Consider the following 26962-nt stretch of genomic DNA (forward strand, 5'->3'; position numbering starts at 1 on the left):
TAAATTTATCGGTGTTTGAAAGGTTCCATGCCGCCGAACACCGATCTTTCTCTCAAACTCGTCTTGATGTATTCTTGATCTTGAAGCGCTATCGCACCCATCAGATGATGAAACCATGAGTATGAACACGAAGGCGCTCAATCCCATCATCTCCGGCTGCTGTCTGGTCTTCTGGCTGATGCTATCGTCAGCTTCAGCACAGCCTGAAGGGGTCAATTACTTCGGCATTCACATCGTGGATCAGGAAACAGGGCGAGGGGTTCCTTTGATCACGCTTACTTCAGTCAATCACCAATCGTGGGTGACCGACAGCAACGGATGGATAGCCTTCCACGAGCCCGGCCTGATGAACACTGACGTGTTTCTTTACCTGCAAAGCCCCGGCTACTCGGTCCCTAAAGATGGGTTTGGTTATGCTGGTGTACGGCTCAAACCCCAGCTAGGTCAAACGGTCGAGCTGAAGGTCAGAAGAGACAACATAGCCGAGCGATTGTATCGCATCACTGGACAAGGGATATACCGTGATTCTCTTTTGTTAGGTCAATCCTTGGCATTACCTCATGCCAGTCAAACAGCGCCCAACTTAGTGCTGGGACAAGACAGTGTACAAGTGGTGCCGTGGCGTGGACGTCTCTTTTGGCTTTGGGGTGACACAAATGTCCCGCATTACCCGCTGGGAAACTTCCGCAGCACCTGCGCATGGTCCCAACTCCCAATGCAAGGAGGCTTAGCACCTCAAGACGGAGTCGCCTTGGATTATTTAAAAATGCCTGACGGAAAACTAAGGCCGATGATGCCTTCGGAGCAGCCTGGCATGATCTGGATCTTTGGTCTGCTGAACGTGACTGATGAACGCGGGAACGAGCATCTTGTCGGGCACTACGGACGCTTTAAAAGCCTAACCAAACGCGTGGAACACGGCCTCACTGAATTTGACGAGTCCCTCGGGCATTTCCGCGCTGTCAAGAAGCTGGAACCTCAGGTCTGGCAACACCCTGAGGGAAACGCCATGAGAGTCGAAAGGCCAGAGGGCAGCTACTTCTATTTCACGGAGTCTTTTCCTGTGCTGCGAGTTCGCGCAGATTACGATAGCGTACTGACTCCATCAGCCTATGAGGCCTTGGCATGGTCAGAAGGGGAAAAAACGTTTGTTTGGCAGAGTGCCCAACCCCCACTTACGCAGCAGAAGGAGGCCCAGTTGGTTCGCTCTGGACACATACGTGGAGATCAGGCTTGTTTTCAAGTTAATGACGCCGACTCCGGAAAACCCGTGATCATTCACCGATCAAGCGTCCAATGGAATGATTATCGGCAACGATGGATCATGATCGCCACGCAATCGGGAGGCACTGTCTCCCAACTCGGTGAGGTATGGTATGCAGAATCCATTGCTCCTGAAGGCCCCTGGAAAAAAGCTGTCAAGATTGCCAGCCATCCGCGCTATTCCTTCTACAATCCGCGTCAGCATCCATTCTTCGACCAGCAGGGCGGACGCATCGTCTATTTCGAGGGGACATACACGGAGACTTTTTCCGGTAATCCGGTGCCGACACCGCGCTATGATTATAACCAGCTTATGTATCGGCTGGATCTTGCAGATCCGCGTTTAGCGGCTTGCCACGAGTGAACTACTATCCCCACATTTAGGGGACACTACAGATGCAAAAGCGCAGTGGAATCTCTTGCGTCTCAGCTTTATATTTTCCATAATCAACACCCGCTCCAGGCTACTGACCTTACAAGGTCACGCCTTGAAGGGGGCCAATTTGGTTGTTTCGCCTCCGATTTATCCTGCATGTCCTCCTCTCACTTCGCTGTCCTCGGTGGCGGCATCTCCGGTCTTATCAGTGCCCTGCGGCTAGCAGAACGTGGTCATCGTGTCACCTTGATTGAGGGCTCAGATCAGCTCGGAGGCCTAGGCACTTTCTTTCAGCATGAAGGCCGCACGTTTGAGCGCTTTTACCACTGCATGCTGCCGAGCGATGGACCTTTGCTTCAGGTGCTAGAGTCATTGGGCCTGACCTCGGAGATTTACTGGAAACCGAGTTCGTTTGCCTATGCGCACCAGAGGGCCATTTATCCGCTGAATACCCCCAAGGATCTTCTGGCATTCCGTCCTCTTCCTTTCTTGGATCGCCTGCGCGTGGGTTTCACCGGTGCCTGGGGACGGGTCTGTTCTGCAAAGGGGCTGGATGATATCTCCACGGCTGAATGGCTGCGCGGGCTCTCAGGACGCCGGGCCTTTGGCACCTTTTGGCAGCCCATGCTGGAAGCTAAGTTTGGCGACTCCTACGATGATGTGCCAGCCCTCTGGTTTTGGACGCGTTTTAACCGTGAGAAGGGGGAGAGCAAGGGAGAGGTCAAAGGCTACATCCGTGGCGGCTACAAACGAATCACCGATGCCTTTCGCCAGCGACTTACCGAACTGGGCGTCACGCTCCGCATGCAAGAATCCATCCAACAGGTGGACTTGGATGAGGAGGGGAGGCCCTTCATCCAAACCGCCCAAGTTCGGCTACAGGCAGATCATCTGGTGTTAACTCTTCCCTGGCCAGTCATTCGTCATTGCGTGGGAGACAAACTCCGCCAGCAAGCGACTGTGCCTCATTGGAACATTGATTTTCAGGGCGTCATCAACCATGTGCTTTTCCTGCGTCGGCCTCTGACTCCCCACTACTGGCTGGCCACCCCAGAGACCCGCTACCCCTTCGATGGAGTGATTGAGACCTCGACACTCACCGACGAGGAGGATCGAGGAACGGGCCGACATGTTGTTTACCTGACCAAATATTTGCACAGGACAGATCCTCGTTATCTGGCATCCGATGCAGACCTTAAAAAGGAATGGCTGGCTGCCCTCCAACATCTTTTTCCCGATCTTAGCCCCAACGATGTTGAGGCAGACTATGTATTCCGGGCTCCATTCGTCGAACCTATCTACACTCGAGGTTATCTCAAAAAACGCCCGCCTGAAGTCCTCGTGCCGGGGCGTGTCAGCCTCGCCACCACCGTGCAGGTCTATCCTGTGGTGACGTCCTGGAATGGCAGCGCCATCCAAGTGCAACGCACCTTGGACTTGGCTCTGCCCTAAGAGATAGAGCTTTTAAGGTCAGGCTCCAGCTTTAGCAATCTTCTCGCAGCTCTGCACATCCAGCTTGCCCGAAGAAAGGATGGGGATGTCGGAGACACGGATCATCTTCTTAGGAATCCACAGGGGTGGCAGACCCTTTTCTAACAAGCGGTAACGCAGGTCTAGGATCTCTTGATGCTCTGGACCGCCGGGGATGGCGGTGAGAAGGATCAGTGCCTCACCTTTATCTGCATCAGGAACGCCAACGACCGCGATTTTGCGAGAGCTTTCATTCTCCAGCCCCATGGCCTTGATCAAGGCCTCCTCGACGGTCTCGTGAGGCACCATTTCACCGCCGATTTTGGAGAAGCGGCTGAGACGTCCCTCAATGTAGAGGAACCCATCAACATCCACCCGACCGATGTCGCCTGTGCGGAACCAGCCGTTCGCATCAATGACCTCGGCGGTGCGTTTGGGATCATTCAGATAACCGTCAAACACATTGGCTCCCTTGAACCAGATCATGCCGCTGGTGTGCAGAGACTGGGGTTCATTGGTTTCAGCATGCGTGATGCGCACCGCCAGCCCAGGGATGAGTTGGCCCACACTTCCGGGACGATGGCTGGGAAGCCATCCGTGCCCGCTGCCCTCCCCCCCCAGCGGGATGGGATCAGGGAGATTGACATTGGAGACCGGGGAAGTCTCCGTCAGTCCATAGCCCTCAAAAACCTTTTTGCCGAAGCGTTGTTCAAAGGCTGCGGCCACGGTGGGTGGCAGTTTTTCTGCGCCTGTGACGACGATCTTCAGGGAAGTGAGGGCCTCGCGATTGACCCCACGCAGATACCCTCGAAGGAAAGTGGGGGTGGCGATCATCAATGAAATGCGGTGCTTCTCAATGAGTTCACCGAGCTTTTTGGTTTCCAGCGGGCTCGGGTAGGTGATCAAATCCAGACCGCTGATGATGGGATACCAGAGGGTCACGGTGCTGCCAAAGCTGTGGAAAAGAGGCAGGCTCCCCAAAATGGAGTCGTTTGATTTCAGTGCCAGACGGCTGCTGAACTGAACCACGTTGGCCAGCACGTTGCGATGGGTAAGCGGAACGCCTTTAGGATTCCCAGAGCTGCCACTGGTGAAAAGCAAGACGGCTTCGGTATCGCCGCCTTTTTTGGGCACTCCGAGGATGGTGGCCAAGAGCGAGGCGGGGAGAATTTTGCTGACAGCGAGCCACAGACCGATTTGAGATTTGAGACGAGGCAGGATGCGCTCGATCAAAATGAGCTGCTTCATCGGAGGCCACGGGAACGCCTGCATTTTGCGAACAAAGATATCGGCGGTGATGTAGCGGTCCAGTCCGGCCGCTTTCATGGCAAACTCTACGGAAGACCGCCCGGCGGTGAAGTTGATGTTCACGGGGATTTTTCCAGCGAGTAAGACAGCGACGTTGGCAATGAGTCCGCCGAGCCCAGGCGGCAGGATGATGCCCACGCGCTTTTGGTTGGTTTCGGCCTTGATCACTTTCGAGAGGGTGATGGCAATGGCTAAAACACGGTCATAGCCCATTTCCTTATCGTCTTTCCCATCCACCACTTTATTGCGTGAGCCATGGCGTTTGAGCCCCAGCAGCAAGGCATAAGCCAGATGCATGCCCAGAGCAGGGTGCTCACTGAATGCGGCCTCTGAGAGGGTAAAAAGGGATTCCTGGTAAGTGGGGAGATTGACATCTGCCCCTGTGAGCAGTTTGCCAAACGCCATGATGACGGTGTCGTCGTCATAGGAGTCCTCAATGTCCAAGGCGACCTCCGTCATGTATTGCACGTACAGCGGCAGGACGGGGCAGGCGGCCTTGAGGAGAAACTCCAGCTTGGCGCCGGGGACCGTCGTGAGAGGTGTGGTGAGAGCAGCAGATTCCGCCGGCAGGTATATGATGACCGCCTCTTTTTGAATCTCTTCAGCCACGGCCTTTTGGTAAATGGCCGGATCTGTGATCTGGGATGAGATGACCAGGACGTGAATATTCTCCTGCTCCAGGTGAACTTTGAGAAGCGGTTGAAGCACAGCTCCTTCCTCAATGAGATAGACAATCCTGCGTCCTTCCAACAAGGTCTCCACACGCATCAAATCCATGTAACCCAGCCGATTGGGCAGGATCATGCAACCGTCATGGGCTGGCAGATGTTCTTTCCCCAGCAGGGTAAGGTTTTTGAGAGAGACGGGCTTTTCCGAGGACATGGCAGTATGAGGAAGAAAATGGCAATTCAGAGTAAGCGATGATGTATGCGCATTTCCAGCGGTAAAAGGATCATCCGAAGTTCTGAAAACATTTTCTGATCCTTTAGCACCGGATTTTTCGCAGGATTCGTCACAAAGGCCCTTTGGCCTGTAAAATACAATCCAGCTTGCCATGATACCTTCACCCACTCCATCTTGGGCCATGACCACGCACACGTTCCCATCTCACGATGGCACTGAACTCTTCTACCGGGCGTGGTTACCTTTCTACCAAGCGAAGCACGCCATTGTGATTCTTCATCGGGGTCACGAACACTCGGGCCGCATGCAAGAGCTCGCTGGGTCCCTGGACTTGCCTGATACGGCCATTTTTGCTTGGGATCAACGTGGTCATGGACAGTCCACGGGGAAGCGAGGAGGGGCGGATAATCTGGGGGTGATCATCCGAGACCTGGAGTCATTTTTTCAGCACATCGAAAAAACCTACGCAATTCCGCGCGAATCGACCGTGCTGGTGGCTCACAGTGTTGGCGCTGTCGTGGCGTCGGCCTGGGTTCATGACTATGCGCCGCGTCTCCGTGGGCTGGTGCTCGGCACGCCCGCCTTTGATGTGAAGCTGTATGTGCCTCTGGCGCTGCCTCTGCTCTCCCTGAAGGAAAAGCTGCTGCCAGGCGGTGTCGTGAAGAGCTATGTCAAATCCCGCGTCTTGACTCATGATCCCGATCAGCAGCGGGCTTACAATGAGGACAAGGCCATCTTTCGAGAGATCTCCGTCAATATTCTGCTCGACCTTTACGCCACTGCCAGACGCGTAGTGGCGGATGCTGCTGCCATTCGCGTGCCGACGTTGGTCTTCAGTGCCGGGCAGGATTGGGTGGTGCACACAGGCCCCCAACGCGCTTTCTTTGAGCGGTTAGGCTCCTCGGATAAAGAATTTCACACCCTGCATGGTTTCTACCACGCCATCTTTCACGAGGCTCAGCGCGAGGTGGTCTTCCGTAAAGTGCGGGCCTTTGCCCAACGTCTGTTCGATACGCCGCCTCCTGCACCTGCGCCTCTTTTAGATGCGGACCTGCGCGGCCACACTCGGACGGAAAGGGATGAATTGGCGGCCACTCGGGACTGTTTATCCTCGCGGCTGAGCCGCCGAGTTTTTGGCAGTGTGGGGCGTTTGAGCCGAGGCATCGCTCTGGGCTGGCAGGCTGGATTCGATTCAGGCCGCACCCTGGATTATGTTTATCGGAACAAGCCTTCCGGTCGTTTCCTCGTCGGTTGGTTGATGGACAAGGCCTACTTGGACAGCCCGGGCTGGACAGGGATCCGCTGGCGAGGGCAGATGCTGCAAAAGGTTTTGGCTGAAGTCCTGGCTCAGGCTGGCCCCAATCCTCATCTAGTGGACATCGCCTGCGGCGGCGGACGCTACGTCCTGCAGATGCTGCATGACCATCCGGAGTTGAACGCGACGGCGACTTTGAGGGATTACCAGCAGCCCAATCTCGACACGGCGCAGGCGACCGCTGAGGCACTTGAGCTGAAAGACCGGGTGAAATTTGTGTCAGCGGATGCTTTTGATCGGGCATCCCTTGAGGCATTGAATCCGAGCCCCTCCGTGGCTGTCGTGTCGGGATTGTATGAGCTGTTCAATGACAACGCGCCGATCCAAAGGTCACTGCAGGGCCTTGCTGACGCGATGCCAGCCGGTGCTCAGCTCGTTTACACCAATCAACCTTGGCATCCTCAACTGAAATTTATTGCCCATGTTCTCAGCAATCGCGAAGGTAAGCCCTGGATTATGAGGCGACGCACACAGGAGGAAATGGATGACTTGGTTCGAGCGGCGGGTTTTGTGAAGGAACGTCAGGAGATTGACCCAGCGGGCATCTTCACCATCAGCGTGGCACGGAAGCAGTAATCTCATGTCCCCGCCGCCGTCCCGCCCCACGTTTCTTCAAGCTGCTCAGGTCAGTGCGCTTACCAGCCTTTGCTTCTTGGTGATCTATAACGTGTGCAACTGGCTCACATCCCTGCGGCCAGATGTCCAGACGGCCGCATTTGGTTGGGAGCGCTGGATTCCCGTGTGGGATTGGATGATTCTTCCTTATTGGTCTTTGGATGCCTTTTTTGTCGTTGCTCCCTTTCTATGCTCCGACCGGCAGGAACTCTCCCTGCTGAAACGACGCCTAGTGGCGGCCAATGTCATTGCGGGTGTGTGCTTCCTGATCATTCCGCTTGAGTTGGCCTGGACTCGCCCTCAGGTCACCGGGATGTGGGAGCCCTGGTTCCGTGCGATTCAGAGCATGGATGCTCCGCACAATCTCTTCCCCAGCTTGCACATCGTCCTGCGCACGATCATGGCGGTTCATTATGCTCAGCATTCACGCGGGGTGATGCGTTCCTTGTTGCATGTTTGGTTCAGCCTCATCGGTCTGTCCACACTCCTGACTTGGCAGCATCATCTGGTGGATGTGCTCGGCGGCTTTCTTTTGGCTGCCGTGGTGTTTCATGTCGCCCCGAAGGGGGATGGCCGCTTGAATGGTAATCGCCGAGTCGGAGGTTATTACTTGGCTGCCACTGCGGTTCTTCTGTTCGCCTGCCGCCTGGCACCTCCGTGGACGTTGGCCTTGGCTTGGCCTGCGGCAGCCTGCGGAACAGCGGCTGCGGCCTACTTTGGCCAAGGGGCCCGTGTGCTCCAAAAGACTCGAGGGCGTCTGCCTCGCGTGACTCAGTGGCTGATGGCTCCGTGGCTCTTGGGGCAGGAGACGTCCTGGTGGTGGTATCGCCGCCAATCTCCCGAGTATAACAAGCTGACCTCTCATGTTTGGATGGGGTCTTTGCCGGATGAAAAAACGGCCGTGGAACTGATCGAGGCAGGTGTCACGGACATGGTGGACTTGACCGCGGAATTTGATGCCCCCGAAGCCTTTCTGGTCCAGCCGGGGTATCGTAACTTTCCCGTGGCGGACCTCACTGCACCGACGCGACAGCAGTTGCTCACTCTTGCCGAACACATCGAGCGTGTGCGCAAGGAAGGCATCGTCTTTGTCTTTTGTAAGGCTGGTTATTCACGCACGGCTGCGGCCATCGGCGCATGGTTACTTCAAAGCGGTGGCACCACGGAAGCTGCGATCCGCCAGATGCAAGAGGCGCGGCCAGGCATGATCATTCGTCCAGAGGTGGTCAGAGCACTGCATGAACTGGAAGCTTACATGACCGCTCCTGGCCGAGCGCCGGTTTTGAGTTGAAAACCGAATGGCTGCGCATCAAAACATCAATCTCCTGTGATTGAAATGCTGGTCGGCCTTATTCCCGTTTTCTTCGTCGTCCCCCTTTGGATGGCTGGCGGCAGCCGTGTGTTCTCAGGCTCCCGTTGTTCGCGAGATTCATGGGCCGCTTTGTCTTGTATAGGATGGGCCGGGATGAAGTTTTGGCTCGCCGTCGAGATTTACAAGACATTCAGATTGTGCCAGCTCGCCCTGCCAGAAGCGACCAGCGCTTGGTCCGTTGGGGTGGGCATGCTTTCTTTTGGCCTCGCTTTCGGTCTCAGTGTTTCTGGAGCGAGCGACTTCTTCGTGGCTTTATCTTGGGGCACGGGTCGAAGCTTGCCCTCGCTACTGGACAGGCCGTTCGGGGCAGCAGGATGGGCGGACTTCTGGCAGCGCTGGGGAACGCGCGCTGAAGTCGGACAGCAGGGGATGGCGCTAAGCGTCGGTTGGATTCGTTGCACTTGGTTTCTACTTAGCGTGGGACTCTGGGCAGGGTTCCATTCCGTGATGGGAGTGTGGCTAATTGTTCAATCGATGTTCTTGATGTTGGATTTATGGTTAGGTCGATCGGCTTTTTGGCAGCACCGCATCCCCCAAGGAATCAAGGTCGTGATCGTCATGCTGACCTTCGTTCTGGGCCTGCCTCTGCTCTACAGTGAAGGGCTGAAAGTCGCTTGGAGCCAATGGCAGACGCTTTTTTTGCCCCCTGCCGACAATCTTTACTCGTTAATGTTGGAGGCCCGCCTCTCCACTTCTCGCGTGTGTTGGCTTTTATCGTTAGGCGGTGCCTTGATGCTGTTACCGAGCCCAGAATGGTTTGGGAATCGGAGTGTTCGCTCGCGTATCGGCATTAAGATCGTTGGAGGTGGGCTGTGTGGGGTAGGGGTTATCGCCACGCTACCTCTCTTGCCAATGATACCGGATTCATTTCAGGAGATGGGTAAGCACGTATTAGGTCGCCTGTATTCAGATGGAAATTCAGAGGTTTATATTGGAGCTCAGGGCTGGCTTTACCCACAAAAGGAGCTGGATCGTTTTGTTCAACGGCCGACGCAAGTCCGGCAGACTGAAACCTTGCTCAAGCTGCTGCCAAAGCTGCAAGCACAAGGCGTTCATTTGTTGGTCTTGCCTGTGCCCGATAAAATCATGCTCCAGCCCGAGTTCGTGCTGCCCGCCTCGTATCGAGGACCGATTTATCCACCGGGTTATCATGCCGCGCTTCATTCACTCAAGGAGGCGGGTGTGGATGTTTTGGATTTGACCTCGAAGCTCTGGCTATCCCGACAGCGCCGTCCCTTGCACTTTCGACAGGATTCACATTGGCGCTGGGAGGCGATGAAAGAGATGGTTGTCCAACTTGCCAGGCATATTCGAGAACACTATCCCCAAGTCATTAAGGATCAAACTCCCCTCGTTGATGCCTTTTTTATCGAACGACATGCGATCGGTGACCTCGCACAGTCTTTGCGGCCATCGACTCCTGACTCATGGTGGGTTCCAGAGACTACCCACTTAGTGAGCTTGAGCGGACTCACAGATGCCGAGCCTTCCCCGGTGGTGGTCTGTGGGGAAGAACTGATCCGAGTGTATGATGATTCTCAGCTCAGCTTCCCTCCCGAGACATCGGACTCTTTTGCGGGTTTTCCCATTCAACTTGCAGCCCTTCTAGGTCGAGCCGTTCTGACTGCAGATATCGACAAGCTTTTTCGAACGAGCATGCCATCTTTTGATGGAAAACTTGTCATCTGCGTGATCCAGGCAGGTGATCTTTAATTTCCATCACCTTCTGTCGCATAATAACCGCAACGGTCCGGCGCTTGAATGTGACGTCGTTAGGTCAGAGAAGTCCTACTGACTCTTAAAAAGAAGTGGCGGTGAGAGAGGGATTCGAACCCTCGGTAGCGGATAAGGCTACGCATCTTTAGCAAAGATGTGCTTTCGACCACTCAGCCATCTCACCAAAATTGTGTCCCGCAGTGCGGGTGGGTGTGACTATTAGCGCGGTATCTGCCCTGACGTCAACGCAAAAGATTCAGTTTAGTTCATAAAACAGAATCGTCATTTCCCAGGCTGGTTCTTCTGCGTAGCCTAGGGGTATGAATGGAACTGTGATCGCTCGTCCCGGCACCTTAGAAAAGGCTTTGAAGCTCAACTTGGCCCATCGTGTGTATGGCACATTCGCTGAAATCGGAGCAGGCCAGGAGATCGCAGATTGGTTTTTCCGAGCAGGTGGGGCCTCAGGGACTGTGGCTAAGACGATGTCTGCCTACGATATGACTTTCAGTGACGAGATCTATGGCAAGAGTGCCCGCTATGTGTCTCGCCAGCGGATGGTATCGATGCTGGATCATGAGTACCAGATTGTGTTGGATCGTCTTGGCGAGCAGCGAGGGGAAAAGACCACCTTTTTTGCTCTGGCAGATACAGTCCGGGCGAAGGGATATCGTGATACGAATGAAGAGTGTCATGCGTGGATGGGCTTGCGCTTCCAGACTGAACCCCAGGGGCCGCCCAATGATATTCAACTCCATGTTCGTTTGTTGGATGCGACCAATGCTCGGCAAGCCGAGGCGCTAGGTATCTTAGGGGTGAATCTTCTTTATGGCGCTTATCTTCTGAGGGATCATTTGCCGACCTTCCTGCTCAGTCTGATGGATGAACTCTCTCGCTGGCGTGTCGAGATCGATATGGTGGACTTCAGCGGCCCGGCCTTTGAGGGACCGACCTTTCAAGATCGACTCGTGGCCCTGGAGTTGGTGAGAAGTGATCTGGCAGACGCGGCTCTTTTCGGGGCTAATGGCGAGATTTGGCAGGCTTCGGACATCCTCTATAAGCGGCCCGTGCTCCTGAATCGCGGCAGCTTTGATCCCATTACACGGGTCAATCTGGACATGTTAGAGCAGGGGAGGCAGGCTTTTCGGAACGACTTTGGCGAGGAGGCAGATACTCACATCGAGATCCTGGAAATCACCATGCACAATCTCCTTTGTCACAAGGACTGCGCCATGGAGTATGATAACTTTTTGGCCCGTGCCAGCGTGCTTCAGTCGCTGGGGAAAAATGTTCTGATTTCCAAATATGCAGAGTTCCATCGGCTAAGTCATTTTTTTGCCCGACATACCCGTGAACCAATCGGGATTATTTTGGGGTTGCCCCTTTTTGAGGAACTCTTCAATGAGCGCTGGTATGTGGATCTTGAGGGGGGACTGATGGAAGCCTTTGGCCGCTTGTTTCGGAATCAGGTGCGACTGTACGTTTACCCGGCAGGGGATCCGATGACGGGGCAGATCCGCACGGCGCGTCAGTCTCGAGTGACCAAAGAGCAGCGTCATCTGTTGGACTATCTCTTTGAAACCGGCTGTGTGCAGGAAATCCCCACGGGTGTCGATGGACAGATCTTCCAAACCAGTGCCGATGTGCGCCAGATGATTCAATGTGGCGATGAGCGATGGCGCTCGCTTGTTCCCCCCGTGGTTTTACAGACATCCCCGTGGGGGGCACTGTAGGAAGCTCGTGGCGTTTAATCAGAGAGTTTTTGAAAAGGTGGCGTCCTGTGTAACTCCTGGCAACGCTTTCGGTAACTACTGGGGTCTTGTTATGAAGATCTCCCATACTTTATCCACTGTCATTTGTCGTCTGGGGTTTATCCTGAGCCTTTCCGTGATGGCGGAAGACGCAGGGCCTTCCGAGTTGGTGACATTGAACAATCAGTATGAGGCGGGATTGAATCGAGCTAAAACCCCAGTGCTAGAGCGCTATTTAGTCACCCTCGGCGGTTTGCTCGATACGACGACCCGAGCAGGTAACTTGGAAGCCTCCTTGGCCGTGAATAAAGAGTTGGAATCCGTCAAGGCGACCGGCAGAACAACCTCGTTTGGGGAAAATCTTCCTGAACTCAAAGCTGCGCGTGATCAGTATCAAAAAGAACTGATGGGTGCCACTCAGCCGCTGCATGAGCGTTATATCACCGCCTTGGAAGCGCTGGTTACGAGTTATACCAAACGTGGATTGTTGGATGAGGCTTTGGTGGTGAACCGTCAGGTCGAAAAAGCGAAAGCTATGGCCATTAGAACAGCACCACCGGCAGCGGCTCAGTCTTCGTCACGCCGTCCGGCAGATGCGGTCTTTTTTCAGGGTAAATATTATAAGACTTTTGATTCCGTAGTGAGCTGGACTCAAGCGCAGGAGAAGTGCGTGGAGATGGGGGGACAGTTGGCTACGGTCTCCAGTGCAGCCGAGAATAGCCAGATCATCCAGATGGCGATGATGGGCAAACGAGATGCTTACTGGCTGGGGGCCACGGATAAAGTCAAGGAAGGCCAGTGGGTCTGGGTGGACGGCAGGCCCATGACCTACACGAATTGGGGGCGTTATCAGCCTAACAATAAGCAATTGGCAGAACACTATCTGGTGGTGATTGTGAGATCCAAAAATGCCAGTCTCAATAAAACTTGGTCAGATCAGCCCAAAACGGCGGATGGGCATCGTCCAGGATTCATTTGCGAGTGGAGGTAAAGCGGACGGCCATCCATTCGCTAATGCGTTCCTGTCGCTTTATGGATGCAAGTTGACTCGCCAATTCCTGGCGTATCTCTGCGAGGTGGGCATACCGATCTGAATGGTCGTCTAAAAGCCTGATGAGGTGCCACCCCAGTCGAGTTTTAATTGGCGAACTTGTGCTGCCTATTTTCAATGTTTTAAGGGCTGCCAAAAACTCTGGAGGCATTCGTTTCTCGGTCATCCAACCGAGCTCTCCCGCTCGAGTTTTGGATCGAGAATCGTCCGAATAGGCTTCGACAAGAGTCGCCCATGGCTCGCCTTGGAGAAGCTTCTGATGAAGGTTTTCAATCAGTTGGGAGCGATCTTGCCTCGATGATCCATTTTGGGCTACGAAAAGGTGAGCCACTCTCCATGCATGAGGAATGCGCCACTGTTCACGGAGGTGCGGCGGATTGTATGCCTCAGCGAGGTCAGCTTCAGTCGGATGAGAGAAGGTGGCGAGCTGATCCTCCAACCAAGCTTCATCGAGAAGTTTTTCGCGAATAGAGCTTTCGAGTTTGGACTCGTTCAATTGCTGGTTGGCAAGACGGGTGCGGCGTTCCTCATCGTTCTCCCATTGCCGCTGCCAAAGTTGCCACTCCTCCTTCAGACGCAGGCTGACATCGGCGTGAAAGGCAGTGTCGTGGATTCGAGCTTCGCGGATCGCTTGTTGAGCCCGCAGAGTCGCACTCACCAGTGGCGTGGAAGGAGATTCTCCTTGTCGAAACGCAAGGCCGATGGCCGTTGGATGAAGCTCATCGATCGATAACGTAACTGATTTATCGAGAAGTTGCTCCCGCATATCGTGGCGATACCGCCAAGCTAGAAGCGCTAAACAGGCGAGAGTAAACGGCAGTATCCAGGCTTTCATGGATCAGTGCGCAGGAACGGGGCTCGGAACTGCGAGCTTGAGTTGAGATCTTCTCACTCGAGGTGGCATGGCACGCATTCCCTCCATCTGTTTTAAAAATGCTTCCAGATCACCTCCACACTCTTTCAGCACTTTTTCAAACGCTGGGACCAAGTCATGATAGGCGGCAGCCGTGTTGAGGCGTGCGTTGTTGACTGGAGTTTTAAACCAGCGATCCAACTTTAGTGTACCGCCCTGACGTCGATTGAACTGCTCAAGGCGAGATCGTAATCGCGTGAAGGTTTCTTGTTTGATTTGCCGACGTTTTTCATCGGTGATCTTCTGGTCAGCATACAAATTCTTCAGTTCCTGGCGTGTGCGTAAGAGTTCGTGGACAAACTCCGTCTCCAATCGGGTTTCCCGCTCATACTCCTCCAGTTCATCCATCCTACCATGAGCCTTGAGCCAGCGGCGAGTGCCTTCTCGGCCTACGGCCGTGGCTAGGGCTTCATTGAAATCTGTATCGCCATTCAGATAGATGCGTTGATGGGTGAGTTCATGAAAAATCAGTTCAGCAAGGTCGGCGTCATCGCGGCCAATGAAGGTGTTTAACAGAGGATCTTTGAGGTAGCCAAGAGTCGAATAGGCCTCCACCCCTGCCACATAGACATCAAGTCCGTCTTCTTTGAGCTTAGCGGATTCAGCCAGGGCTAAGTCTTCTCTGAAAAAGCCGCGGTATTTGACACTCCCCACGAGAGGATACCACCAGCGCTTGGCTTCGACGCTGAACTCAGGGGCCGCAAATATGACCCAGACCACGTAGCGACGTCCAAGGTTGGAGTATCGTTCATATTGCCCTTTCGCGGGGAGGCCTAGATGGGTTTCAGCGTAGGCCAAAATGTCGCGGGTGATAGCGAGCTTTTGCTTCAGCAAAGGCTTTGTCTTGGGATCCATCATCACCGCAGGCACGGGTCGTGCTTTCCGCATGATTTCCAACTGTCCCTTGAACGCCTGCGAGTAAAATCCCACCGTGGAACAGGAAGATAGAAAATAGCAGCTAACGAGAATTAACCTGCGTATCCACGTGTCTAATTTGTTGCCTTTATGCGCCATCGCGTCACGATGCATGTAAATTTCCGCGCTACCAACCCGGAAGTTTTTTCAAACCATCCATCCCCCCTCAACCATGTCCTTCATTCACGACGACTTCCTGCTGTCCACTAAGACTGCGAGCCGCCTGTTTCATACGTTCGCCAAGGAGGAGCCTATCCTTGATTATCACAATCATCTGCCCCCAAAGGATATCGCAGAAAATCGGCAGTTCAAAAACCTCCATGAGATTTGGTTAGAAGGTGATCACTACAAGTGGCGTGCTATGCGCTGCAATGGAATTCCTGAAGAACTCATCACGGGCAGCGCCACGCCAAAAGAGAAGTTTATAGCTTGGGCCAAAACGGTGCCGCATACGGTGCGTAATCCGCTGTATCACTGGACCCACTTGGAACTGAAGCGTTACTTTGGAATCGATACGCTGCTGAATGAAAAAACGGCCGAGGCTATCTGGGAGCAAACGGAGGCTGCTCTGGCGAAGCCGGAAATGAGCACGCGTGGCATTTTAAAAACTCAGAAAGTGCGTGCTCTCTGCACCACGGACGATCCGAGCGATGATTTGGCTTGGCACAAAGCCTGTGCCGCTGACGGATTCGAAGTTGGAGTCTATCCCACTTTCCGTCCGGATAAAGCCATTGCCCTTAGCAATTCAGAAACTTGGAATGCCTGGTGTGATAAATTGGCGGCCACCACGAATACAGACATCAATAATTTCGGTGCCTTGCTTCAAGCGCTGGAGAAAAGCCACCAACAGTTTCATGATGTCGGCTGCCGTCTGAGCGACCACGGCCTCAATCGTTGTCATGCTCACTTTTCCACAGAGGCTACGGCGACTCGCATCTTTGAACGTTGTCGGAGTCACCGCACCAAGAGGCTTTATCCTGAAGATGTGGAAGCCTTTGGCACGCACATCATGATGCATGTGGGGCGGTTGAATGCCCAAAAAGGCTGGACCATGCAACTCCACCTGGGGCCTGTGCGCAATAACAACACCCGCTTGGCCAAAAAAGTGGGTGCCGACGTGGGCTGCGATAGCATCGGCGACTTTCCTCAGGCTGAGGCTCTCAGTCGCTTCTTGGACGCACTCGATACCGAGAATGCTTTACCGAAAACGGTGCTGTATAACGTCAATCCCGCAGACAACTATGTCTTCGGCACCATGGCCGGAAACTTTGCGGATGGGACAACACCTGGGAAAGTGCAGTTCGGCTCTGGCTGGTGGTTCGTGGACCAGAAAGAAGGGATGGAATGGCAGATCAATGCGCTCAGCAATCTGGGCCTGCTCAGCCGTTTCATCGGCATGTTGACTGATAGTCGCAGCTTCATGTCCTTCCCTCGCCACGAGTATTTCCGTCGCACCTTGTGCAATTTGCTCGGCAGCGATGTCGAGGCTGGATTGATTCCAGATGACGATGAACTGGTGGGCAAGATGGTGAAAAACATCTGCTACGCCAATGCCAAGGCCTACCTACAGCTTCCCGTGAGCTGATCGGCGCGGTCGATCCACCTCTGAAAGCACTTATTCTTGCATGCCCATGCCTTGACACCTGGCATGGGCATGCTTTTTGGAAACTGCATGTCCCTCATCGCCAATCTCTATCCGTTGCTCAAACCCTGGCTCTTTCGCATGGATGCGGAAAAGGCACATGAATGGACCACCCGCATGATGCGAGTCGCTCATGGTCTAGGCATGCTGACTGCGGGGCAGGAAAAGCTGCCGCAGATGCCAGTGGAGTGTCTGGGATTGAAGTTTCCCAATGGGTTGGGTTTGGCCGCTGGCATGGACAAATCCGCTTCGGCTGTCGAAGCGTGGGCAGCGCTGGGTTTTGGGTTTGTTGAGGTTGGCACACTGACTCCACGCCCCCAGCCGGGGAATCCGAAGCCGCGTTTATTCCGTCTGCCTGAGCATGACGCATTGATTAATCGCATGGGGTTTAACAATCCCGGGATTGATGCTGCGGTGAAACGCTTGGCTCGCCGCAAGACCAAGGCTGTTGTTGGAGTCAATATCGGCAAAAACTTCGACACGCCCAATGAACGTGCCGTCGACGATTACCTCATCGGATTGCGCAAAGCTTATCCGGTGGCGGATTACGTCGCGGTGAATATTTCGAGCCCCAATACCAAAGGATTGCGGGATCTTCAGGCTGAGGATTCTATCCGGGCCTTGCTCAGTGCCCTCAAAAATGAACAGTCGAAGCTCGCCAGTGAGTATGGGCATCAGAAGCCTGTTTTGGTCAAAATCGCTCCCGATTTGGACGGACAGCAAATCGAAGCGCTCGCCCGTGTCTTCAATGAGTTGTCGGTGGACGGTGTCATTGCGACGAACACGACCATCAGCCGAGAATCTGTGGCAGGGCACCCCCTACAGAAAGAAGCTGGAGGACTCAGCGGTGCGCCAGTGCGTGATCGTTCCACGCTGGTGATTCAAGCTCTGCGTATGCTCTTGAAAGAAGAAACCCCCATTATCGGCGTGGGAGGCATCCTCTGCGGTCAAGACGCACTTGCGAAGAGGCAGGCAGGCGCCCAGTTGGTGCAGGTTTACAGCGGTCTTGTTTTTCGAGGTCCAGCTCTGGTTCATGACGTCGTGCGGGCCATAGCGGAGCAGGGATAATGTGGAGACTGTGAATATGCCGAAGCCTCCACAAATCTATGCCAAACATCCTGCGTGTTTGAATCTAGAGGCAGGAGACCATTGGTGGTGTTCGTGTGGCCTGAGTGGCCATCAGCCCTTTTGCGATGGTGAACACACGGGGACGGGATTGGGACCCAAAAAGTTTACCTTGAGCCTCCCGACTCAGGTGAGGTTGTGCAATTGTAAGCAAACTCAGACTCCGCCTTTCTGTGACGGTAGCCACCAAGTGGTTTGATTCCCTATGAAGGTGGGGCGCGAAATCAGTCACACGCCGCCTTGCTGCCGCACCGCTTCATATAGGGTGATGGCGACAGCCGTGGCGAGGTTTAAGCTGCGGGTGCCACGCATGGGGATGCGCAGTACATGGTCGGGCTGAAGCGCCATCAGAGAAGGGGGGATGCCGCGGGTCTCTGGACCGAAAACCAGATAGAGATCCTGGTGGGGGTCTGAGAAATCCGGCTCCCAATGAGGCCGTGTGCCCTGGACTTCCACATAAAAGAACTCGGCCTCCGTAGAGGCTTGGTCACGCATGGCTTGCCAGTCGTCCCAGACATGGACATCCACCTCGGCCCAGTAATCCAATCCGCTGCGTTTGAGATACTTATCTTCCAGGCTAAAACCCAGCGGTTTGATGAGATGCAGCCGGGCTCCAGTGGCGAGACAGAGTCTTCCCACGGCTCCTGTGTTGTGGGGGATCTCCGGCTGATATAAAACGATGTGCAGCATGCGGAGATTTCTGTGCACCCGGATGACGGTTTTGACAATCCTCCTCCTCTCCTGCAGGCACTTTGATCCGTGTGTTTGTGACCGATCTCCGTGCAGTTGTCACGAATGTGCGTCTTCGAGAAAGTCGCCTGTCCCCTGGGCGTAATGTCAGCCTCCTCTTGCATGACTCTTCGCCGTCTCACCCTCCTTCTCTCCGCAGCCGCACTCACGGCCACCTCTCTCGAGGCCCAGAACATCCGTGCCGGTATCATCGGTCTGGATACCTCCCATGTGCTTTCGTTTTCGAAAACCCTGAACGCGGATCCGCAAGACCCGGAAGTGATGGGGGTGCGTATGGTGGCGGCCTATCCAAAAGGATCGCCAGATATTGAAGGCAGTGTCAAGCGGGTGCCTGAATACACGGAAAAGGTTAAGGCCATGGGAGTGGCTATTGTGCCGAGCATCAAAGATCTCCTCGATCAAGTGGATGTCGTGTTTCTGGAGACCAATGACGGTCGCCCTCACCTCGAACAACTCCGGCCCTGTCTGGAGGCTGGAAAGCCGGTCTTCATCGATAAGCCCATCGCGGGCACGCTGACCGATGCCATCAAAATTTTTGAGGAAGCCAAGGCCGCCGGCGTGCCGGTTTTTTCCTCGTCTTCATTGCGCTTTGGCAAAGGCACCCAGGCGGTGCGAAACGGCAGTGTCGGCAAAGTGATGCGCGCTGAAACCACGAGTCCCGCCTCGTTGGAAGCCACCCACCCGGACCTTTTCTGGTACGGCATTCATGGCGTTGAGAGTCTTTTCACCGTGATGGGAACGGGCTGTGTGTCGGTCAAGCGTGGCACAACGGCGGAAGGTAAGATTACGGTTACGGGCACCTGGGAAGGTGGCCGCACGGGCACATATACCGAAGCTAAAGGTTATACCGGTAAAGCTGTGGGGGAAAAAGGTGAGGCCGCGGTTGGTAGCTACGATGGGTATGACCCGCTACTGTTTGCTGCCGTGCATTTCTTTCGCACGGGCGTAGCTCCTGTGAGCCCCGAGGAAACGCTGGAAATCTATGCCTTCATGGAAGCTGCGGATGAGAGCAAGCGCCAGGGAGGGGCTGAGGTCACGCTGAAATCCGTGATGGACAAAGCGCGAGCTGCGGCTCAAAAATAACGCAAGTTCAGCATCGTTGCCTCCCATAACAGGGGGGCGGGAACACTGCAAAACGCTGGGTCGGAGGGCACCTAAACGCCGCCGCCGAGCGTTTTTGTGTGTACAATAGTTTTCAACAATCGCTCAACGTTTCCGTCAGACACGACTGTGTGCTGAAACGCATTTCGAAAACCTATCAAACCATGAAAAACACCAATCGACTCACTCAAATCTTGGCCTACTCCAGCATGCTGGCCTTTTCCCTGGGCCAGGGTTTTGCAGACATCAAGAGCCCGGAGACCAAAATGGCACCAGGAGAATTCCACGGTCGCTTGCAGATGGATAACTCCTCTCTGCCGAACAATGGCCAGTTACAAATGAGCTATGCGACCGTGGTGGATAAAATCCTCCCCAGCGTGGTGACCATCTTTGCCTATGGGGGCAAGTCCGAGGAACAGCCTCAAATCGAAGACATTCCGCCTCAGCTCCGGCCCTTCTTCTATCGTTATTTTGGCGAAGATGGTGTCCCTGATGAGGACCAGCAACAACCGCGCAATCGTCGTGGAAACCCGCGCCAGGAAGCCCCGGCCCGCCCGAATGGCGTGGGCTCCGGTTTCATCGTCTCTGCGGACGGTTACATCATGACGAACAATCACGTGGTGGGCGGATCAGACAAACTGGAAGTCGTCGTTGAGAACAGCGGTATCACACGCACCTACGTGGCCAAAGTTATCGGCACGGACCCTCTAACGGATGTGGCACTGATTAAGATCGATGCCAATAACCTGCCTCAAGCCATTTTGGGTGACAGCGATAAACTGCGCGTGGGTGACATCGTGTTGGCCGCAGGTGCCCCCATGGAGCTGAACCGCTCGGTGACGCAGGGCATCGTCAGCGCCTTAGGACGCAGTGGCATGAATATTGTGAGCCAGGGACGCACGGCCGGTTATGAAGACTTCATTCAGACCGACGCTTCCATCAACCCCGGTAACTCCGGGGGGCCTCTAGTGGATGCCCTGGGCCGCGTGGTGGGGATCAATACGGCTATCTTGTCCCGCTCGGGCATGAATGCCGGGATCGGTTTCGCCATTCCTGTCAATATGGCTCTACGCATCGTTGAGGACCTGATCGATAGCGGCACGGTTCGCCGCGGATTCCTGGGCATTGAGCTTGAGGACTTAGATCGTGAGAAAGCGGAGCTCTTTGGTCTGGAAGATCAGGGCGGAGCCTTGGTGCGTCGAGTGACCAATGACTCACCCGCCGAAGCCGCTGGGCTCGAAGTGGGAGATGTGGTCACTGCAGTGGATGGACTCCGCGTCGAAGGCAGCAGCAAGCTGCGTCTGATCGTGAGCAGCAAGAAGCCTGGCACTGAAGTGACCATGAGCGTGCTGCGTGACGGTCAGCGTATGCCGATCAAGGCTAAGCTGGGCGAACTGCCTGGCAACGGTGCCCCCGTCGCATCCAATAACAACGGTCCGCGCGGAGGCGGCACTGGTACCAGCATTGCCGAAATCATCCCAGGCGTCACCGTGCAGAATCTCACGCCTGCTACCCGTGAGCGTTATGACATTCCTCAAGAAATCACCGGGGTGATCGTGACCAAGATCGATCCAGAAAGCAGCGCTGCCGGTATGGGTATTGAAGAAGGGGACGTCATCATGTCCGTGAACAAGAAAAACGTCCGCGCTGTCGGTGAAGCCAATGAAATGGCTCGTGGCAGCGAAAAGAATGTCTTGCTCAAGGTCTATCGTGGCGGTGATACCATGCTTTTCATGGTGAAGACCGGTAACTGATTCTGATCAGATCGAAGACTCCTAAGCCCGTGGCTCCGAGTGAGAGTCACGGGCTTTCTTTTTGCAGGGTTGAGAAAGCTGGATCTGAATGCATACTGATCCCGTGACAGGTTCATTTCAGACTCCTCGTGGCAACTCCGCAACGCCTGTGTTGCCGGAAAGGCCACGCGTTGCTCCAGTGCAGCCAAAGTCGCTTCCCGAGTTGGAACCGCCCTTTCACGTCATTCTTCACGACGACGACACGCACACGTATGACTATGTCATCGAGATGGTGATGTCGATTTTCGGCTATGATCTGCTGAAGAGCTACAAAATGGCCTGTGAAGTGGATGAGAGTGGGCGTGTCATTGTGGTGACATGCCATAAAGAACTCGCCGAACTGCGGGTGGAGCAGATTCATGAATACGGAGCAGACCCGCGCATGAAAGAAAGCCAAGGCTCCATGAAAGCCACCATGGAACCTGCGGAATGAACTGAAACTTTTGTTGGGTGGCTGGGTTACTAGAGAGCCATGAAAGTCAGGCTCACCTCCCTATTGCTCACCATCATCTCCCTCACGGCTCAAGGCCAACAGGCTCCCAGCCCAGAAGAGCGTGCCAAGCGCCTGTTTGATCTCTCGGATCGAAATCGCGATGATAAGCTGACGCGAGAAGAACTGCCTGAGCGCCTCAGGCCTAATTTTGATCGTGTGGATGCCAATAAGGATGGCTTCATCTCTCGGGCAGAGCACTTGGCGGTCATGAGTCGCCAAACACCTTCAAGACCCTCACCAGAGAATGCCCGGCGTCCTCTCCTGGAAGGCATCGAGGCCAAGCTCGATTTACCTTATGCGGATACCGAAAATCCACGGCAACGTCTGGATCTCTATTTGCCCAAGCTGCGTAAAACTGACAAGCCTTTACCAGTTGTCGTTTTCATTCATGGCGGTGGTTGGCGCAATGGTGACAAAGCCACAGGTGCTAATAATGTCGGGCGTTATGTGACCAGCGGCGAGTATGCGGGTGTTTCCATTGGCTACCGCCTGACGGGGGAGGCAAGATGGCCGGCCCAGATCCACGATTGCAAAGCTGCGATTCGTTGGATCAAAGCCCACGCTCAAGAATACAATCTGAATCCCGAGAAGATTGGGGTTTGGGGCTCCTCCGCGGGGGGACATCTCGTCTCTATGCTAGGCACCAGTGGAGACGTGAAAGAGTTGGAAGGTACCTTGGGCAAACATCTGGATCAGAACAGCAAAGTCGCCTGTGTGGCTAACTACTATGGCCCGGAAAACTTCCTCACGATGATTCGGCAGCCGAGTCAAATTGACCGAACCAAGGGCGCGGAATACCCAGAGGCCTTGCTGCTTGGCGGTGCAGTTCCTGAGCGTGAAGAGACGGCTCGGGAAGCTTCCCCTGTGACTCATGTGTCTGCGGGTGATGCCCCATTCTTTACCGCGCATGGCACGGAAGATCCCTTGGTGCCCTTTGCTCAAGGCGAAGAAGTTCATGAGGCCCTCAAGAAGGCTGGTGTGCCATCCATTTTACAGCAGATGACTCATGGGGGGCACGGCTTCCGCAGTGAGCTCTTGGACCAACGCTTGAAGCAATTTTTCGATAAGTATCTGCGGGGCATCGAGTCAGAAATCGATAGCTCTCCGATCACTGTGGAGACCCGACAGAAGAAGTGACTTATCTCTTGGGTCGGTGACGCAAAACGGCCCGGAGAGAGCATTCAAAATCTGCTCAGAGCAGGATCTGAATGCCATTCCGGGCCGTGATTAAATACGATCAAAGGTGCCGTGGCTTATTTAGCGGCTTTTTCCTTTTTCTGTGGCTTGGGAGCTGGGGGCTTAGGCTCGACGTAGGGTGGGTTGGTGTAGGCCCCTGGAGCCACGTCTTGGAGGTTGGCTGGGACATCGGCTTGAAGTTCACCGAGAGCCCAGCGGATACCGCCGATGAGGATGTCTTGGAACACGGGGTTGGTCCAGATGTCTTCGCGATGACCCATAGAGGTATACCAAACGCGACCTTCACCTTCTTTACGTGCCCAAGTGCTGGGGAATGGCGGGCGTTTGTATTCGTCACCTTTCATCGCAGGTGCATCCATCACACTGAGGACGTGGATATCTGGAGTGAAGTCCTTCAAAGAATACCATTCTTCATGGAAGGTGTAGTCCGTGCCCAGTTTTTCAAAGCCGGGGAACTTGGGATTGATGACCGAGTTTTTAGCTTCTTGCTGAGCTCCATGTTTGATGAACTCGCCGCCGAGGAAGCGGACATAGGAGTCGGCCTTGTCACCATGATTCAAATAGCGATCCGGGCCTTTGGTGGCCTCGTTGTTGGTATGGAAGGTATCGCTAGCGGAATGAGTCCCGATGAATCCTTTGCCGCTTTTGACAAACTCGAAAAGAGCCTGCTTGCCTTCGGCAGTCATGGCTGGCTGCTTGTCCGTGCCTTCTTCAAGCAAGTTGCCTGTGGTGTAGAAGAACACCGCGTCGAATTGGTTCAGGTAATCTTTGCTAAATTTAGAACCGTCCTTGGAAAACTCAAAGTCCCAGCCTTGCTTGGCACCTAAATCGAGCAGCACTTTTTCCGCAAAACTAGGCTGACCATTTTTCCAGGAGATGACGCTGTGTTCGTATCCACTGGACTTGGTAAAGAACAGAATGCGCGGCTTCTTGGCAGCCGTAGATGCAAAAACAAGACTGACGGCCAGACCAAGACAGGCCAAAGGAGCGAGGATTTTCGGAAACATGGTGGGTGGCCCTTCTATCGCTAGAGCCCCCACGTGTAAAGCCTCCGCCGCAGATTTATGCGGGTGTGGACACCCAGTGAATCACTGGCACTGAGCGAACCTTGGCTTCGACATTGTAGGCGGCTAAAAGTAGCGCACTGAAGCCCAAATCACTGAGCAGGGAATTCCGGAAGAAGGTCCATGTCGGGGCAAAGGCTGGCAGACCGGTCGTCATGGCCTGGACGAAGCCCGCCAGATCTTTGGTGTAATAAGGTTTCACCCACCAGCAGAGGGCGTTGGTCACCACATAAAAAGCCACGCCACAGGCAATAACGCCTAACAGAGTCTGCACAATATTGACCTTGCCTCGCATCTGACCCGCCCACCAAGCGGCTCCAGCATACAGACCATAGGTGAGAAATACTTCAGCTCGACCATCGGCCAACGACCACATCTGAGCCCCCATGGCGGCAAAGTCGACTCCCATCAACAACGCTGGCCAGGCCCACCAAGGCATGGAACCCCGCGGGAAAACCAAGGTGCCAGTGAATGCGAGAGCCATCCATGGAGCGAAATTGGGAAGCAGGGTCATACCATCGACTCCGAGCTTTACCCACCGCAGCGCCAGAGCTGCCAGAACCAACAGCAGCGGAATCCAGGGTAGGGAAGGGACAGAGCGGGAAGAGGACTTCATGAATGGTGAGAATAAGTCGAGATGAGGACCATGCAACCACAGGGTGCGGACATTACAGCTTCTCGGGTTCTTGAAGCAATTGAGCGACGCGGGCCAACAGACGCCCAGCACCGCCGCCATCAAGGATACGATGGTCAAAGCTCAGAGTCAGTTCAGCTTCCGTGACAGGGATGAACTGCTTCACTTCGTCACTCCAGTGAGGAACTTTGCTGCCTGCACCAAGGCCCAGAACCAAGTTCTGCTCGGGAAGAGGAATAGGAGTGGCCCAGACGATTCCGAACGTTCCAAAGTTAGTCACTGTCGCGATACCTGGACGGTTAATGTCCATGGGCAGGCGGCGAGCGCGGGCGAGTTCAACGAGCTTGTTGTAGGTGGGGACCAACTGCACCAGCGGAGTCTTCTCCACTTCACGCAGCACGGGCACGAGCACTCCATCTTCCACCTCCACGGCAAATCCGATGTCTATCGCACGTGGATGAACGATGCGACTGCCGATGAGACGTCCTGCCACAGCCGTGTTTTCAGCGAGCGCTAAAGCCAGCGCCCGGATGATGTAGAGAGCTGGCCCAGGTTTGGGATTGGTTTTTTTTCGGTGGGACAGGATAGCATCGAGGATGACAGGACTGCCCACGGTCGCGAGTGGACGGCTCCAACTGCGACGCATGGAGTCTGCCACAGCAATACGCATCGGTGAAGCCGGGGTAAGACGATGCTGCTCTAGACCTCGAAGGAAGTTTTCGAAATCCTCCACGGTAACACGTCCTCCCGCTCCTGTGCCCGCAATGCCAGCTAGATCTGAGGCGTTCAAGCCAAGCTCATTCATGCGGGCACGCATGCGCGGTGAAATGTAGCTGGCTCCGGTAGCTCCGGCGGGAACAGGCAAGGCACCGCCTACAACCGGCTCCACCTTGGGTTGGTAGTCGGTGATGTTGTCCTCTTCATTGAACTGGAAGTGCAGTGAATCTGCGCTCGGCATGTTCACGGGCGTCTGGCTGGTGACGGTCGGCGCAGGGCTTTCGGTAAAACCGAGTGATTGCGCATCTTCATCCGAGACATCAAAGGCAGCAAGGCTGGAGCCTACAGCATAGCTTTTCTGCACTAGTGCGGTGATGCCTGAAACCTCGCCTGCACAAGGGGAGGAGACAGCCATCGTGGCCTTGTTGGTCTCCACCTCGAAAATATCAGTGCCAGCTTCAATGCGCTGTCCCGGCTCGATCAGAATGCGAACAATCGTGGCCTCGGCAATGGACTCGCCCAATTGGGGCATCAGGATAGGAATGGTCGGCATGAGGGGAAAGAAACAGGATGCAAGATGGAAGCTGGCTGCGGTTCGTCAAGACAGCGCAGTGCCGAAGAAACAGCCTCTAGAGATGAGGGAGGATCCCCCTGGCTTTCAACATGAACTTCCAAAAAAAAGCCGCTGTCAGTCAACCTGACAGCGGCTTGGACTCGAAAGGGCTTAAACAGCCCCTGGCTTATTTGCCAGGAACGCCATACACGGCCACTTCGCAATAATGGTTCATCTCGTTGGAGGTGTTACCATTGCTGTAAAGGCGGACATACTGAGCCTTGGTGTTTTTGCCGTCGATCACACGGCCATGGTTGGTTTCAATGTAGGCAGGATCACTGCCGGCACCCATTTTCAGAGTGTCGTCATGGTCAGAATTGAAGAGGGTGGTGACTCCCGTTTTGAATTCCTTGTCATCAGAAACCTGGACGACGACGTCCACGTAGGCCTGAGCCTGCTTGTGGTAGTGCCAGACGGCAATCTTGTTGATGGAGGTTGGAGCACCCAGATCGATCTGCACCCACTGAGGGCCAGGAGCCAATTCCACAAAGCAGCCGTCAGAACCATCGGGATCACCATCAGTCACGAGGGTGAGGTCACCGATGATCGGCGCTGGGTCACTGGAGGTCACTTCCTTGTCCTGGGCCAGATTGACGGTGCCTTTAGGAGCCATGAAGGACTTCACGATCTTGGACGGATCGGGCTGCTCCAAGTTTGGCAACTTGGCAGGCACTGGAGTCCCGATGAACATCGGTTTCGGAAACTCGATTTTGATTTCTTCCATGTCCTCAGCGGAGACGGAGGTGCAGAGGGCTGCGATGGCAGCGAGTGCGACTGTGGTGTGTTTCATGTGTGGGGGAAAGGTTGGTGTATCTTGGACCGCAGAAACGGTGAATTGATCGAAAAATGAAAGTTAAAAACTGAAAAC

General features: G+C 54.6%; 22 protein-coding genes and 1 tRNA gene. 14 read left to right on the forward strand and 9 right to left on the reverse strand.

Annotation, left to right across the window (positions count from 1 at the left end):
* Positions 1-115 precede the first annotated feature (115 nt).
* Entirely contained in the window at positions 116-1627 is a 1512-nt protein-coding gene (locus tag B5D61_RS08415; RefSeq protein WP_176159301.1) for a glycoside hydrolase family 183 protein, read from the forward strand.
* A gap of 168 nt (positions 1628-1795) precedes the next feature.
* Positions 1796-3091 (forward strand): FAD-dependent oxidoreductase, encoded by a 1296-nt coding sequence (locus B5D61_RS08420; RefSeq protein ID WP_078812888.1) that lies wholly within the window; start codon positions 1796-1798, stop codon positions 3089-3091.
* An 18-nt stretch (positions 3092-3109) separates the two neighbouring features.
* Here B5D61_RS08420 and B5D61_RS08425 read toward each other — a convergent pair whose 3' ends face one another.
* Positions 3110-5299, reverse strand: coding sequence for an AMP-binding protein (locus tag B5D61_RS08425; RefSeq protein WP_078812889.1), 2190 nt, complete (start codon positions 5297-5299; stop codon positions 3110-3112).
* 202 nt (positions 5300-5501) lie between these two features.
* On the opposite strand from B5D61_RS08425, the gene B5D61_RS08430 reads away from it, so the two are divergent.
* From B5D61_RS08430 to B5D61_RS08440, 3 genes are all read left to right on the forward strand, one after another.
* Positions 5502-7211 (forward strand): bifunctional alpha/beta hydrolase/class I SAM-dependent methyltransferase, encoded by a 1710-nt coding sequence (locus B5D61_RS08430; RefSeq protein WP_078812890.1) that lies wholly within the window; start codon positions 5502-5504, stop codon positions 7209-7211.
* Between the two features lie 4 nt (positions 7212-7215).
* Entirely contained in the window at positions 7216-8541 is a 1326-nt protein-coding gene (locus B5D61_RS08435) for a phosphatase PAP2/dual specificity phosphatase family protein (protein ID WP_078812891.1), read from the forward strand.
* Between the two features lie 174 nt (positions 8542-8715).
* Complete coding sequence (locus tag B5D61_RS08440; RefSeq protein WP_176159302.1) at positions 8716-10335, forward strand: alginate O-acetyltransferase AlgX-related protein; 1620 nt, start codon at positions 8716-8718, stop codon at positions 10333-10335.
* Between the two features lie 96 nt (positions 10336-10431).
* Here the strand turns inward: B5D61_RS08440 and B5D61_RS08445 are convergent.
* Positions 10432-10522, reverse strand: a tRNA-Ser gene (locus B5D61_RS08445).
* Between the two features lie 136 nt (positions 10523-10658).
* Here B5D61_RS08445 and B5D61_RS08450 point away from each other — a divergent pair.
* Positions 10659-12068 (forward strand): hypothetical protein, encoded by a 1410-nt coding sequence (locus B5D61_RS08450; protein ID WP_078812893.1) that lies wholly within the window; start codon positions 10659-10661, stop codon positions 12066-12068.
* Between the two features lie 91 nt (positions 12069-12159).
* Positions 12160-13077 (forward strand): C-type lectin domain-containing protein, encoded by a 918-nt coding sequence (locus B5D61_RS08455; protein WP_176159303.1) that lies wholly within the window; start codon positions 12160-12162, stop codon positions 13075-13077.
* Here the strand turns inward: B5D61_RS08455 and B5D61_RS08460 are convergent.
* Complete coding sequence (locus tag B5D61_RS08460) at positions 13058-13972, reverse strand: peptidylprolyl isomerase (protein ID WP_078812895.1); 915 nt, start codon at positions 13970-13972, stop codon at positions 13058-13060. The genes B5D61_RS08455 and B5D61_RS08460 overlap by 20 nt on opposite strands.
* 3 nt (positions 13973-13975) lie before the next feature.
* Positions 13976-15079 carry an aminopeptidase gene (locus B5D61_RS08465; RefSeq protein ID WP_078812896.1) on the reverse strand — a complete coding sequence of 368 codons (1104 nt, stop codon included), beginning with the start codon at positions 15077-15079 and terminating at the stop codon, positions 13976-13978.
* Between the two features lie 58 nt (positions 15080-15137).
* Between B5D61_RS08465 and uxaC the strand changes: the two genes are divergently transcribed.
* The 3 genes from uxaC (at position 15138) to B5D61_RS08480 (ending at position 17931) form a co-directional block, all read left to right on the forward strand.
* Positions 15138-16550: a glucuronate isomerase gene (gene uxaC / locus B5D61_RS08470; RefSeq protein ID WP_078812897.1), complete on the forward strand. Its 1413-nt coding sequence runs from the start codon at positions 15138-15140 to the stop codon at positions 16548-16550.
* Between the two features lie 87 nt (positions 16551-16637).
* Complete coding sequence (locus B5D61_RS08475; protein WP_139373141.1) at positions 16638-17675, forward strand: quinone-dependent dihydroorotate dehydrogenase; 1038 nt, start codon at positions 16638-16640, stop codon at positions 17673-17675.
* 16 nt (positions 17676-17691) lie between these two features.
* Positions 17692-17931 carry a CDGSH iron-sulfur domain-containing protein gene (locus B5D61_RS08480; protein WP_078812951.1) on the forward strand — a complete coding sequence of 80 codons (240 nt, stop codon included), beginning with the start codon at positions 17692-17694 and terminating at the stop codon, positions 17929-17931.
* Positions 17932-17960: 29 nt separating this feature from the next.
* Here B5D61_RS08480 and B5D61_RS08485 read toward each other — a convergent pair whose 3' ends face one another.
* Positions 17961-18422 (reverse strand): tRNA (cytidine(34)-2'-O)-methyltransferase, encoded by a 462-nt coding sequence (locus tag B5D61_RS08485; protein ID WP_078812898.1) that lies wholly within the window; start codon positions 18420-18422, stop codon positions 17961-17963.
* A gap of 162 nt (positions 18423-18584) precedes the next feature.
* Between B5D61_RS08485 and B5D61_RS08490 the strand changes: the two genes are divergently transcribed.
* From B5D61_RS08490 to B5D61_RS08505, 4 genes are all read left to right on the forward strand, one after another.
* Positions 18585-19565, forward strand: a complete 981-nt coding sequence (locus tag B5D61_RS08490) for a Gfo/Idh/MocA family protein (protein WP_078812899.1) — start codon at positions 18585-18587, stop codon at positions 19563-19565.
* Positions 19566-19747: 182 nt separating this feature from the next.
* Positions 19748-21337, forward strand: coding sequence for a Do family serine endopeptidase (locus tag B5D61_RS08495; protein ID WP_139373142.1), 1590 nt, complete (start codon positions 19748-19750; stop codon positions 21335-21337).
* An 88-nt stretch (positions 21338-21425) separates the two neighbouring features.
* Positions 21426-21809 carry an ATP-dependent Clp protease adaptor ClpS gene (locus B5D61_RS08500; RefSeq protein WP_078812901.1) on the forward strand — a complete coding sequence of 128 codons (384 nt, stop codon included), beginning with the start codon at positions 21426-21428 and terminating at the stop codon, positions 21807-21809.
* A gap of 39 nt (positions 21810-21848) precedes the next feature.
* Entirely contained in the window at positions 21849-23006 is a 1158-nt protein-coding gene (locus B5D61_RS08505; RefSeq protein ID WP_078812902.1) for an alpha/beta hydrolase, read from the forward strand.
* Positions 23007-23122: 116 nt separating this feature from the next.
* Here B5D61_RS08505 and B5D61_RS08510 read toward each other — a convergent pair whose 3' ends face one another.
* The 4 genes from B5D61_RS08510 to B5D61_RS08525 all read right to left on the reverse strand — a co-directional run bounded on the left by B5D61_RS08510 (position 23123) and on the right by B5D61_RS08525 (position 26884).
* Positions 23123-24073 carry a ThuA domain-containing protein gene (locus B5D61_RS08510; protein ID WP_078812903.1) on the reverse strand — a complete coding sequence of 317 codons (951 nt, stop codon included), beginning with the start codon at positions 24071-24073 and terminating at the stop codon, positions 23123-23125.
* Between the two features lie 55 nt (positions 24074-24128).
* Complete coding sequence (locus tag B5D61_RS08515) at positions 24129-24746, reverse strand: DUF6580 family putative transport protein (protein WP_139373143.1); 618 nt, start codon at positions 24744-24746, stop codon at positions 24129-24131.
* Between the two features lie 52 nt (positions 24747-24798).
* Positions 24799-26034, reverse strand: coding sequence for a 2-oxo acid dehydrogenase subunit E2 (locus tag B5D61_RS08520; protein WP_078812905.1), 1236 nt, complete (start codon positions 26032-26034; stop codon positions 24799-24801).
* Positions 26035-26221: 187 nt separating this feature from the next.
* A complete protein-coding gene (locus B5D61_RS08525; RefSeq protein WP_139373144.1) occupies positions 26222-26884 on the reverse strand; it encodes a discoidin domain-containing protein in 663 nt (220 codons plus the stop codon).
* Positions 26885-26962: the final 78 nt, after the last annotated feature.

The sequence above is a fragment of the Prosthecobacter debontii genome (genome assembly GCF_900167535.1).
Taxonomy (GTDB): domain Bacteria; phylum Verrucomicrobiota; class Verrucomicrobiia; order Verrucomicrobiales; family Verrucomicrobiaceae; genus Prosthecobacter; species Prosthecobacter debontii.